A 12,481-nucleotide genomic window follows, 5' to 3' on the forward strand; every position below is an offset into this window, starting at 1 on the left:
ACTGGCAAATCGACGTTACGACCTTGACTGAAGTATTTGACAGAAAACGAATCCTACATCATAATAGAATGAACATTCGATCTAAATCTCTATTCTGGATAGAATGAACGTTCAATTTATAAATGGAGGTATTACTATGAGTAAAACAGTATTTATTACAGGAACCAGTTCAGGCTTGGGAAAACTTACGGCAATTCGGTTTGCCGAAATGGGCTGGAATGTAGCGGCAACCATGCGTACACCCGAGAAAGAAACGGAGCTTACCGGCTATGACAATATCAAAATTTTCAAGCTGGACGTCACCAATGTGCATGAAGTTCAAGCATCGATAGAGCAAGCTATAGCTGCGTTCGGTAAGATCGACGTTGTCGTTAATAATGCCGGCATGGGGACTTACGGACCGTTGGAATTAGCCCAAGAGGATGCGATCGACTGGCAATTCGCCGTTAATACGCGAGGACCGATCAATGTTATACGTAAATTTATTCCTCATTTCAGAGCCAATGGCGGAGGCATGTTCATCAACATCAGCTCTTTCATGGGAATCACAACAGCGGTGCCGCTCGGATCTCTCTATAATATGTCTAAATTTGCTTTGGAAGGACTGACGGAAGGTCTTTATTACGAACTGAAGCCATTGAATATCGAGCTTAGATTGATCGAACAGGGAGGTTCTACAGGAAATAATTTTAAAACCAGTATTACTTGGAACCGAGATGATAACATACATGATTACGATAATTTAATGACGAAAGTTCAGAATTTAATGAATCATGCGGAGACTAGCTCTTCATTGGATGATCCTCAAATAATCGTGGATGCCATAGTCGGTTTGGCGACTGGAGAGAGTAATAAATTCCGCACTGTCATCGGAACAGCAGGCAATGATCTGATGGCGCTTAGAAATTCTGTGTCCATAGAACAATATTTGGAGACGATTGCTAACAATTATAAGTAAGCCCATTATGAAACGCTTCGTTATAACGCCAGGTCGATCTGACATTCTTGACTCCGGATTGTATGAGGTGTATGTTAGATTAGAATGATCATTCGATTCGATCTTATCGTGGGAGCGGGATAACCTCATGTTTGACAACTATAACAAGGTGCAGCAGGCTGTCCTTGAAACAACACTTAACATCATTATTCGAAAGGAATTGCAGGCTACCTCAATGGCGCTTATTGCCAAGGAGTCTGCGGTATCGACCGGGAATATTTATCATTATTTCAAAAGTAAAGAAGATATCGTTAATGAATTGTACAAAGCGATTGTTACATTTAACGGAGAGTATGTGCGAGCTGGCTTGCTGAAAGGCACAACGATTCGTGAAAGGTTTGAATTCGGTTGGAACCGGGTTATCGAATTGGGGAAACAATACCCTCAGGGTTTTCAATTTATTGAGCAGTATTCGTTCTCGCCATACATTTATGAAGAGGTAAAGAAAGAAGTCTATACCGGCGGATGGTGTGGGCCAATGAACGAGTTATATGCAGAAGCCATTCAGGAGAAACTATTTATCCCTATAAATCCGAAAATGATGGTGCAGATGCATTACGGCACATTTGTTTATATGCTGAAAGCTCATCTGCACGGAATCTTCGAGTTAAGCAGCGAGAACGTCAGCGATGCAATCCGTTCTTGTTGGAATGCTGTAACTCATAGAGAGATAACATAGTTAAGAGTGGAATGATCGACCGCGCCTTGCGAGTGCTTGATCCTAAGAATGATTTGAAAAAGCTTGAGATATCAAGCTTTTTTTGTGTATAGAGACTGGCAAGATGCATCTATATTTATTCTTTCAGACTATCGAGATCGCGAGATCAAAAAGGGCCACCCCTAAAGGATGGCCTTTAAACTTGCCGTTGCAGACAGCGCGGAGAAGGAAGAAAAAGCATGGATATACGAAAATTACATTACTTTATTGCAGTGGCGGAAGCACTTCATTTTAGTCGTGCAGCAGAAAAATTGAATATGACACAGCCACCCCTCAGTCAACAAATTCAAGACCTGGAAACAGAGCTTGGCGTGAAACTGTTGGAACGCAACAAGAGGCAAGTCCGTCTTACCCCTGCGGGGGCGGTTTTTTTAGAGGAAGCCAAGATGATTTTATCCCAGCTGGAGCGGTCCATTAAAACAACGCAACTGGCTGACCAGGGAATCATCGGGAATTTGGTCGTTGGATTCGTAGATTCAGCAGCAGGAGATATCATGGTTGACATTTTGAAAGGATTCCGGGAACAGTTTCCGCAAATACAGCTTACGCTGCACGAGATGACATCCACCCAGCAATGGCAAGCCTTGCAAGACGGAACCATTCATGTTGGCTTTCTACGTTTCATCGAGCCGTCAAAGCATATCGAGTACCGAACCTTTACAAATGAATCACTCGTTGCTGTTTTGCCCGAAAAGCATTCATTAGCCAGCCAGCCTGTCATTTCTGTCAGCTCATTGGTGAGGGAACCTTTCATCTTGTTTCCGCGCCATTTTGGAGCTTCTTTTCATGATCTCATCCTTGGTTTCTGCGCACAGCATGGTGTTTATCCCCATGTTGTTCAAGAAGCCATCCAGATGTATACCATTGTAAACCTAGTAGCTGCGAATTTGGGCGTTTCAATCGTGCCTTCTTCTGTTGCTGTTTTTCGGCGCAGCGGTGTCGTATTTCGGCCGTTTGAGGAAAGCGTGCCGGCGGTTCCTCTCTATACCGCTTGGAGAACCGATGTGAATAAATCTGTCTTGTCAGCATTTCTTAGGACAGTGGAAGAAGTGGGTTCAATAACATTGGATAGTAGATAGCACGGTACTCAACCGGTTTTTGCCGGATCTCGCTCCACTAGTCCATCTAATATTGTATCGATTTGCTTCATGACCTCAAGTTCAAGGCGAACTCCGGCAGCTTTGACGTTTTCTTGGACTTGCTCCGGTTTGGATGCGCCAATAATCGCGGCAGATACGTGAGGATTTTGCAGCACCCATGCGATTGCAAGCTGCGGCAAGGTCAATCCCACTTCAAGTGCTACAGAGGAGAGCTTGGATACTGCCAGCAATACATCGGTGCGAAGCCATTGACCTGCTAATCGCTCGAAAAAAGGAGCTCCCGCCGAAGTTGAGGCACGCGACCCTTGTGGCAACGGTTTGTCCGGCACATATTTCCCTGAAAGAATTCCTTGGGCTAGAGGTGACCAGACCACCTGCCCAATCCCTTCACGCTGGCAAGCGGGAATGACTTCATCTTCGATTACACGCCATAGCATCGAATATTGGGGTTGACTGGACACCAGTGGAACCCTCAGCTCCTGAGCCAATGCAGCGCCCCTTGTGATTTGGTCTGCCGTCCACTCACTTACCCCGACGTATAGAACTTTTCCTTGGCGGACCAAATCCGAAAAAGCCAAAAAGGTTTCTTCCAGTGATACCGTCGGATCAAAGCGGTGAGCATAATAGACATCGATGTAATCCGTTTGCAATCTATTCAGTGAAGCGTGGCAGGCATCCATTATATGTTTACGGGAAAGACCTCTGTCGTTGTGTCCTGTTCCTGTCGGGTGGTAAACCTTGGTGCATAGCTCGATACCCTCTCGACGAATTCCTTTCAGAGCTTGACCTAATACCGTTTCCGCCCTCGTTTCCGAGTACACATCTGCTGTGTCAAATGTCGTAATTCCCGCATCCAATGCAGCCTGAACACAAGCATTGGCCGTTTCATTATCCACTTGAGCACCATGCGTAATCCAGTTTCCCAAAGCAATCTCACTGACTGTCAAGCCGCTGGCACCTAGTTTTCGACCGTTCATCTTATCTGCCTCCTTTAGAATAACAAGTTTATAGTAGCAAACCTTTATAAATAGGTGAAATATCCTTTCCTATACATTTTGATTCAGAAAATATATGAGTGAATAGGAGGGGGATGCTAAATTATCCCTCTGTTACCTTTTTTGTGATATAATTTGCAAATACATTTTTATTACTTGGGGGATTGTAAAGGTGAGTGCGGGTGAAACAGTGGCATTTGAAGAATTGGTTGGGCAAGACGTTAAGCCCTCAAGCGTGAAGTTGTCAGGCTTATAAGAAATTGGCTGTCACTTTAGTAAGGAGGTAATCAATATGTGTCGATACGCTATGTATGGTCCTTATAAGGATATTTACGCATGTTTTAAATGCAGAAAGGTGTTTAAACAAACATCTGCTCGAGAACTAGATATAATTAAGATTCAAAATAGACATTATAAATGCCCTCAATGCAGCGAAAGTATGAAGGATATGGGACATGATTTTAAGGCGCCTAAACAAAACGATCTTAAGCAATGGATGAAAGTAGAACTATTGTATAATAACGGTTTTACATATCATTCCTGTGGATGTGGTTCTGGATATAGGCCGGCAAAATTATCTGAAATCGAGGAATTTATAAGATCCATGAAGGTCTTTAAATCTGAGGGTGAAATATTATTGCGAAATTTGACGTTACGTTAACGAAAAACGAAAGTGCAATAACCAGGGAGCAGATCGCCACGCGGCAGCTGCTCCCTGGTTTCGTTGAGGTAACAAGCAGCAACAAAAGAAATAGTATGATGCGGGCAACTAAACAAATTGTAAGAGGGCTCGTCTAATGAAGAGTACAAAAAGTCATTGGAGGGATATTCCAGTAAATGAATCGATTAATTGTATTTACCTTATTACTTATTTTATTAACTTCCTCTAGTGATGTTCTAGATAAGGAACTTGTAGATATGGCTCCTGTTAAAAAATCAGAGATTGCAGTTAAATCATATCTATGAACAACTTCTGAACAAGTTGAATTCAGAAAACAAAGAATCATTAATTAAAGCGCAAAGAGGCTGGTTACAGTATCACACAAATGAAATCGAGTTCGCAGAACGCTTCATTAACTTTCCTAATGAGAAAGGTTCATTGTTAGGCACTCAAGGGTATGTAAATACACTAATAGCTAAAAAGGAAAGAATAAGAAAACGGACAATACAGCTATATGAGTATTATTTTTTGCTTGATGAAAAAATTGAATTTGATTATAAATCCAAAGTAAGCTATTGAGTGGGGAACGTCCGGCTTTGTATTGGGATTAAAGTGAAGTTTTGAGAGTGAGGTGATTCAGTTGAACGCTATATGGTATACTGGCAACATAAAGGGGGGTGCCTTACTGATGGATAATCTATTGAGATTGTCTGTGACTTCTTTCACTCATGCAAAGCCAATATTGGAGAAGCGTTAATTTGTATGGGGCGATTTTTTTTCTAACGCTGAATAAGTTTTTCTAATATTTTGGCTTTGCACCTTATTTCCCAAATAAGGAGTGAAGCGGATTGAAATATACAAATGCCAAAAAAATATTACCCGAAAAGCTAATTATAGAGATTCAACAATATGTCCAGGGTGAGACGATTTACATTCCTAAGCAGGAGAAGGAATATAATCACTGGGGAAGTTTAAGTGGCGGAAGACAGTGGTTGGATCACCGAAATGCCGCTATTAAACACGCCTATAAGAAGAATAGGAGTATTGAACAGCTTGCTAAGGACTATTTTCTCTCTATTGAAACCATTAAGAAAATTGTTTATTCTGGAAATAAGTAGCAAGCGACACTGATGAAGCTTCTTCATCAGTGTTTTTATGTCGAATGTCTTAGTTGTTGAACTACATGTATTCCCTGAATAATACTTCAGAACCTAAGGAGGGCTTAGATTGAAATATACAATTAGAGAGGCAATAGCCAAGGATTGTTTAGCATTGAGCCGGTTAATGACACAACTTCTAAATAGAGAAATCACCGAGAGTATAATGAAAGACAGATTAGATTTTGTAGCTCAAAGTCCGTTTGATTCTTTATTTGTATATGAAGAAGATCAAATAATGGGGACATTTGGATTCAGAATTCGAGAGAATATAGAAGACATAGCAAGATACGGTGAGATTTCAGTAATTGTTGTTGACATAGAAGCCAAAAGAAAAGGAGTAGGCAGAATACTAATGCAATATGCTGAGGATCTGGCAATTCAAAATCAATGTAAGGGTACTTGGTTAGTCACAGGACATACAAGAATTAACGAAGCACATAAATTCTATAAAGAGCTTGGATATGAAGATACTGGAATAAGATTCGTAAAAAATTTTTGAGTATTCCAAGAAGTCAGCAGCATTAGAAAAAAACGCCCTCCAAACCATGTAACCGGCTTGAAGGACGTTTTTTCTTTGTTTACTTTATTAAAAAGCAGGGACTACAGAAACTCCATACTTATCTTGGATAAACTTCTTCACGTCTGAAGAAGTCAATGCAGCACCCAGTTTCTTGATTTCTTCACGGTTTTCGTCGCCTTTGCGGACCGTAATTACGTTGGCGTAAGGAGAGTTTGCATCTTCTCTGAATAAGGCTGTTTTGGGATCGATTTTAGCCTCAATAATAATGTTTGTGTTGATAACTGCGCCATCAAGATCTTGTAAGGATCTAGCTAAAGTAGGGGGTTCAGCTTCCACAAATTTCAGGTTCTTCGGGTTGCTGACGATGTCTTTAGGTGTTGCTTGGTAGGTAGTCAAACCGTCTTTCAACTTGATTAAGCCTTGCTGTTGAAGGAGTACAAGCGCTCTATATTCGTTGGATGGATTGTTCGGAATCCCAATTTTCGCGCCATCTTTAATTTCATCCTTTGACTTTAGCTTGGTGGAGTAGAAGCCAATTGGCTCTACGTGAACTTTAATTGGATTTACAAAGTCGAAGCCTTTTTCTGTTTTGACTGAATCGAAGTAAGGCACATGTTGAAAGTAATTCGCGTCGATTTGCTTATCTTTAAGCAGCTGATTCAACAGACCTTCATCCGTGACTTTAACAACAAGGTTAATTCCTTGTTCCTTTAGCTTCGGTTTAACGAAATTAAGGATTTCAGAGTGAGGGATCTCGGCCGATCCGATGGTTAAAGTGACTTCTTTTTTTGGCGCTTCTGTTGGAGCGCTGCTTGGTGTTGCGGCAGTTGCTGCTGGTGAGGACGCTTTAGGGCTGCTCGATGCTACCGTGCTGCCAGCAGCACCACAGCCAGCAAGGATAACGCTAAAAGCTGCGAATAATGAAACAATAGAAAATAATCCTTTTGTACCCATGGATAACTCACTCCTATTTCTTTTATGTATATTTGGTCATGCAATGAAACCGATAGGAATAATAGTGCTTTAGCTTTAATCAAACTTGAAGCGTTTTTTATTTATTGACCTAGAGATGTAGTCACCTGTCCATTGAAAAATTTGCACGAGAAGAATAATGATAATGACGGTAGCGATGAGGACGTCTTCACGAAATCTCTGATATCCGAATCGGATGGCCAAACTGCCCAGTCCTCCAGCACCGATGGCACCAGCAATGGCAGTAAACTCAGTGATGGCGATGATGGCAATCGTTACTCCGCGTACAAGCGCTGGCAGGGATTCAGGAATAAGTACTCTGAAAATAATCGTAAACGGGGAAGCTCCAACGGCTTTGGCCGCTTCTATTTTCCCGATGCTAACTTCCTTCAGCGATGTTTCGATAATCCTGCCTAAGAAAGGTGCGATACCGATCGAAAGCGACACAATAGCAGCGGTTGGACCCAAGGTGGTTCCGACAATCAAACGAGATAAAGGCAAAAGCAGCACGATTAAGATGATAGAAGGAATAGAGCGGATGCAGTTAATGACCATATTAATGACTCTATGGAGCCCCGTAGCTTCAAGAATACCGCCTTTCTCCGTTACCACAAGAGTGACGCCAAGTGCAGTACCCATAATCAATGCGAAAATGGAGGACCAAAAAAGCATATAGAGTGTTTCTAAAAGAGCAGGCCAGAGTAATTCGATTAATTCTTGAATCATAGGCTGACCCTCACCCTTTCTTCGACATAATGCTTATTGCGATAGAAATCTATGATTTTCACGAATTTCTTGGCTGTGTCGCTTTCCGGATTCAGGAAAAACTGGTCCACGGATCCTTGTTCAACGATTGTGCCTTTCTCAATGACCGCAAAGTTTTTGCATATATGCTGCAGGACATCGAGTTCATGAGTGATCAGCACAATGGTCAAATTAAGCTTACGGTTAATGTCTTTGAGCAGCTCTAGAATGGAGTAGGTCGTTTGAGGATCAAGCGCTGACGTGGCTTCGTCACTGAGCAGTACGTCTGGCTCGTTAGCGAGAGCTCTGGCGATGCCAACTCGCTGTTTTTGACCTCCGCTCAACTGGGATGGATGGGCATTCTCTTTATCACTTAGTTCTACAAGCTCCAGTATTTCTCTAACACGCTGGTGAATGTACGATTTGGGATGGCCTGCAACCTTCAAAGGGAAAGCCACATTTTCAAATACAGTCTTGGAATCAAGGAGGTTAAATTGTTGGAAAATCATACCGATTTTCAGCCTAGCTAGGCGCAGCTCTTTCTCTGACAGATCTGTAATGACCTTTCCTTCGATCTCAATGCTCCCGGAATCAGGTTCCTCCAACCGGTTTAGACATCGGATTAGTGTTGATTTGCCTGCACCGCTAAAACCGATAATGCCAAAAATATCTCCTTTTTCAATCTCAAGGTTGATATTCTCTAAGGCAGTAAACACGGATTGGCGTGTTCGGTATGTTTTATTGAGATTTTTGATGACGATCATGATAATCCCTCACTTTTAATACCGAGTATTCCTAGTTTATTAGTTTAATTTAAATGACTTCCTAAATTCTGTCAAGAAAAATTCTTTTGCCACTTGATTCAGCTTATTCCCTTAGGATTGACGGTTATTAGAGAGGGTGGTAAATTAATACATATTAAATTTATTATATTACTCGGAATTAATGGAGGGGATCTCATGTCTCGTAAAAGACAAATAAAATTGTCCGCCTATTTGGTGGGAACCGGTATGCACGTAGCATCTTGGAGACATCCTGATGCTCAGGCGGATTCCAGCATTGATATTGATTATTACAAACATTTGGCCCAAATTGCGGAGAAAGGGAAGTTTGATATTGCCTTTATTGCGGATAGTCTGGCTATCAATGAGGAGTCGCATCCGAATATCTTGACCCGCTATGAGCCTATCACTTTAATTACAGCGTTAGCAGGGGCGACTTCAAAGATCGGAGTTGTTGCAACAGCCTCCACCTCTTATGTGGAACCTTATAATCTGGCGCGACAATTCATGTCCGTTGATCATATCAGCAAGGGCAGAGCTGGTTGGAACATTGTAACGACAAGAGATTTGTCCGGGAATACAGCTCTGAACTTCAATAGCAGTGAGCATTATGAGCATGGCTTTCGATATAAGCGGGCAGAAGAGTTTATTGACGTGATTAAAGGCTTATGGGATTCCTGGGAGGATGACGCTTTTATCCGCGACAAAGAAAGCGGGCAGTTTTTTGACCGCAGCAAGCTTCACAAGCTGGACCATGTAGGCGAGTTTTTCTCGGTGCAGGGACCGTTAAATATTCATCGCTCTATACAAGGCCATCCTGTGCTAGTGCAAGCTGGATCTTCAGAGGCTGGGCAACTGTTTGCGGCTAGGAGCGCAGAGGTTATTTTTTCGCATAAGAATAGCCTCGAGGACTCTCAGGAATTTTATCGTTCTTTCAAAAATAAGGTCGTCTCATTCGGCCGATCCGCCGATGAAGTGCATATTCTGCAGGGGATTTCGCCGATTATTGGGGAAACCGAAGAAATTGCGCGGCAGAAGCTTGCCTACTTAGAATCATTAATAACCGACGAAACAGGCTTAAAGTTCCTGACCGACTATTTTGGAGGATTGGATTTGAGTGAGCATACGCTTGAAACCAGAACGCTTGATATTGGTTTTGGCGAGCTGACGGGTGTACGATTCGAATATGAAAAGTTTCGGTCGTTCGTTATCAAAGAAAACCCCACACTTAGAGAACTGTATTCTTTGCTAACCGGGTCTTATACCGTCAACGACTTTGTAGGAACGCCTGAAAAAATAGCCAATAATCTAGAAAAATGGTTTGTTCAAAAAGCCGTTGACGGCTTTATGCTGATGTCTCCGCTTTTACCGAGCAATTTAGAAGATTTTGTGAATCTGGTTGTCCCAATTTTGCAGGAGAGAGGTTTATTCCGGACCGATTATGAAGGTGATACGCTTCGTGATCATCTGAATTTGCCAGTGCCCCCAAATCGGTATAACGTAACGCGATCTCAAGTTTAAGAGGTGTTGTCGACGAAGCGAAAATAGGGTGTTCAATAAGCCAAATTAAGTAGGAAAGCGTCGATAGATGATGGGGGAGATTACTTTCATGTGGGATGAAGGGGCTTCCAGATCAGATCCGTTCACCCAAGTGTAAAAGCCTGCGAAAATACAGGAATTTCCGAGCGAATTCGGTTAAAAAGTGGAAATGCCTGCAATTGTGCAGGCATTTTTATCATTTTCAGCCGTACATTCAGAAAAAGCCTCAAAAACCTGCACAAAAGCAGGAATTTATTAGTTGCGGCTATTCCAAGAGCAAAAAAGATGCATAATTGCAGGTTTAGAGAAAGTAACTGGAGCTAGAGCGCAGAGAAAGTAGGAGGTTCATCAAGGATTACTAGAACCCGTAACAGCTATAGTGAAATACATCCGGACGCTATATTCATACGCATGAAAGAAGATCATGAGCAGAGGGGCAGCCCCTTTTCTTTTTTAATTAAATTTACCATGGAATCGAAAAGCGGTGGCGCGTCCTTTTCCAATTCAACGTACCCGTCAATACGAGTGTGACGAAATAGAGAAGCAAGGAACAAACGATTGAAGTGACTACGCACCATACCTGCAGAATACCATCGCTGGCAAGATAGTTATAGGTCCAGTGCCCGCATATCACCATCAGCATCATGCAGATCCCAACTTTGACATAAGGACGAATACTCCAATAAAATCCGATCGAGCTTGAGATGGAAAAGAAGTTCAGCAGTGTTTGCATCACAATGCCGATACCGATGCCGTACGCAACACCAATAATACCAAATTGGCTGCCGAACACGAAAATCGAGACACCCTTGAATATCGTGGCTATTATGTAATTCAACAGCGTAGCTTTCGCGCGGCCGAGCCCGAGCAGAATGGCATGAAGCGGAGCGTCGAAATAATGCAGAAAAAACATCGGCGCTAGTATTTTCAGCAGCAAACCTGCATCGGGCGCATGATAGACAAGTGTTGTTAGTGGAGTTGCCCACTCGTACAGAATAACGGTTGCTGGCGCACCGATCAGGAGTCCCAAGATCATAGCTTGATTCATCCGTTCATGTATGAGCAGACTGTTCTTATTCGCGGCTGCTTCACCAATCGCAGGAATGAGAGCGGTGGACAAAGACTGCGTGATAAAGCTTGGCATGAACAGCAGCGGAAACGCATAACCGGCCAACATACCGAATTGCTTCGTGGCTAACGCCGTACTGATGCCGGCCAGCGCGAGGCTGGTTGTAATAAGAAGTGGTTGAAAGGTGCTGTATAACGAATGAATGACACCGTAGCCGGTCGTCGGCAACCCAATCTGCAGCAGTTCGCCAAGTGTGCTTCTTCCTTGTTTCAGGTGGCTTGCCCAAGTTTCGCCTGGCATTTTCGATTCACCGTATAACTTGTAACTTGCTAAAAGGAATAGAAGGCTGATCGCTTCGCTGACAACAGAGGCAGCCATTGCTCCGGCTGCTGCATAAGCGACGCCGTAAGGCAGCAATAGGTGGACTAGTGCCAGTACACAAGCGATTTGCACGGTATGCTCCAGCACATCGGAAGCAGCGATGGTCTTCATCTGCTGCATGCCGCGGAAGTATCCTTTTAATACGGAGGAAACAGCGACGATTGGCGCGATTGGTGTAATCGCCAGCATCGCGTAATAAGCGCGTTGATCGCTTAGCAAAATGGATGCGATCCATTCAGATCCTAGCAGCGATATGGTGGTGAGCGCTACGCTCAAGAAGCCTGTGACAGCGAGCGAGACATGCAGAATGCGCCTCACTTTCATCCGTTCACCGCGAGCGTGAGCCTCTGCAACCAACTTAGATATGGCCACCGGCAATCCAAGTTCCGTAATCGTAATGACGAGCGGGACGAGTGGATGTGCCATCATCAAAATTCCGATTCCTTCTGCGCCTAGTACGCGAGCAATATACATGCCGCTGATGAAACCGAGTATCCGGTTGATGAAAGCAGCAACAGACAAGACCAACGTACCTCTCATGAACGATTGCCCGTGTTGTGACATGACATGTGTCCTCCTGTTAATCGAATACTTAAATGTATTCAAGAATTGGAAAAGCATGCGAACAAGCCGGTGTTGATGCCACTTTTGAACATATGATGGCGTATAGTGGGGGGCTTTTGCTATAGCTTGAAAATAATTAAATTGACAAGAAATTTGTTTTATTGCTAATATAGAGCAGTATTAATAGATGATAATGAAAATCATTATCATAAAAATGAGCTATTTAAACAAAATTCACTCTCTTTTTTTTCGTGCCATTGATAATGAATATCTTTATCA

The 12,481-nt window shown here is 42.8% G+C and carries 12 protein-coding genes; 7 read left to right on the forward strand and 5 right to left on the reverse strand.

The window, feature by feature from the left end; translation table 11 throughout:
• Positions 1-136: 136 nt before the first annotated feature.
• From BC351_RS16795 to BC351_RS16805, 3 genes are all read left to right on the forward strand, one after another.
• Positions 137-958 carry an SDR family oxidoreductase gene (locus BC351_RS16795; RefSeq protein ID WP_079413896.1) on the forward strand — a complete coding sequence of 274 codons (822 nt, stop codon included), beginning with the start codon at positions 137-139 and terminating at the stop codon, positions 956-958.
• 127 nt (positions 959-1,085) lie between these two features.
• Complete coding sequence (locus BC351_RS16800) at positions 1,086-1,676, forward strand: TetR/AcrR family transcriptional regulator (protein WP_079413897.1); 591 nt, start codon at positions 1,086-1,088, stop codon at positions 1,674-1,676.
• Positions 1,677-1,894: 218 nt separating this feature from the next.
• The gene (locus BC351_RS16805; RefSeq protein ID WP_079413898.1) at positions 1,895-2,794 is read left to right on the forward strand and encodes a LysR family transcriptional regulator; all 900 of its coding nucleotides are present in this window, start codon (positions 1,895-1,897) and stop codon (positions 2,792-2,794) included.
• Between the two features lie 8 nt (positions 2,795-2,802).
• On the opposite strand, the gene BC351_RS16810 is transcribed toward BC351_RS16805, so the two are convergent.
• Entirely contained in the window at positions 2,803-3,792 is a 990-nt protein-coding gene (locus BC351_RS16810; RefSeq protein WP_079413899.1) for an aldo/keto reductase family protein, read from the reverse strand.
• A gap of 943 nt (positions 3,793-4,735) precedes the next feature.
• On the opposite strand from BC351_RS16810, the gene BC351_RS44350 reads away from it, so the two are divergent.
• The 3 genes from BC351_RS44350 (at position 4,736) to BC351_RS16830 (ending at position 6,130) form a co-directional block, all read left to right on the forward strand.
• Entirely contained in the window at positions 4,736-5,050 is a 315-nt protein-coding gene (locus BC351_RS44350) for a lysozyme inhibitor LprI family protein (RefSeq protein WP_425270931.1), read from the forward strand.
• Between the two features lie 269 nt (positions 5,051-5,319).
• Positions 5,320-5,589, forward strand: a complete 270-nt coding sequence (locus BC351_RS16825; protein ID WP_079413902.1) for a CD3324 family protein — start codon at positions 5,320-5,322, stop codon at positions 5,587-5,589.
• A 109-nt stretch (positions 5,590-5,698) separates the two neighbouring features.
• Positions 5,699-6,130 (forward strand): GNAT family N-acetyltransferase, encoded by a 432-nt coding sequence (locus BC351_RS16830; protein WP_079413903.1) that lies wholly within the window; start codon positions 5,699-5,701, stop codon positions 6,128-6,130.
• 87 nt (positions 6,131-6,217) lie between these two features.
• Here BC351_RS16830 and BC351_RS16835 read toward each other — a convergent pair whose 3' ends face one another.
• From BC351_RS16835 to BC351_RS16845, 3 genes are all read right to left on the reverse strand, one after another.
• Positions 6,218-7,105: a MetQ/NlpA family ABC transporter substrate-binding protein gene (locus tag BC351_RS16835; protein ID WP_079413904.1), complete on the reverse strand. Its 888-nt coding sequence runs from the start codon at positions 7,103-7,105 to the stop codon at positions 6,218-6,220.
• Positions 7,106-7,180: 75 nt separating this feature from the next.
• Complete coding sequence (locus tag BC351_RS16840; protein WP_079413905.1) at positions 7,181-7,849, reverse strand: methionine ABC transporter permease; 669 nt, start codon at positions 7,847-7,849, stop codon at positions 7,181-7,183.
• A complete protein-coding gene (locus tag BC351_RS16845) occupies positions 7,846-8,631 on the reverse strand; it encodes a methionine ABC transporter ATP-binding protein (protein ID WP_079413906.1) in 786 nt (261 codons plus the stop codon). The genes BC351_RS16840 and BC351_RS16845 overlap by 4 nt, the downstream gene beginning before the upstream one ends.
• Positions 8,632-8,826: 195 nt before the next feature.
• Here BC351_RS16845 and BC351_RS16850 point away from each other — a divergent pair, with 195 nt between their 5' ends.
• Positions 8,827-10,170 carry an LLM class flavin-dependent oxidoreductase gene (locus tag BC351_RS16850; protein ID WP_079413907.1) on the forward strand — a complete coding sequence of 448 codons (1,344 nt, stop codon included), beginning with the start codon at positions 8,827-8,829 and terminating at the stop codon, positions 10,168-10,170.
• 481 nt (positions 10,171-10,651) lie between these two features.
• On the opposite strand, the gene spoVB is transcribed toward BC351_RS16850, so the two are convergent.
• Entirely contained in the window at positions 10,652-12,202 is a 1,551-nt protein-coding gene (spoVB, locus tag BC351_RS16855; protein WP_079413908.1) for a stage V sporulation protein B, read from the reverse strand.
• Positions 12,203-12,481: the final 279 nt, after the last annotated feature.

This window comes from Paenibacillus ferrarius, from assembly GCF_002027705.1.
Classification (GTDB): domain Bacteria; phylum Bacillota; class Bacilli; order Paenibacillales; family NBRC-103111; genus Paenibacillus_E; species Paenibacillus_E ferrarius.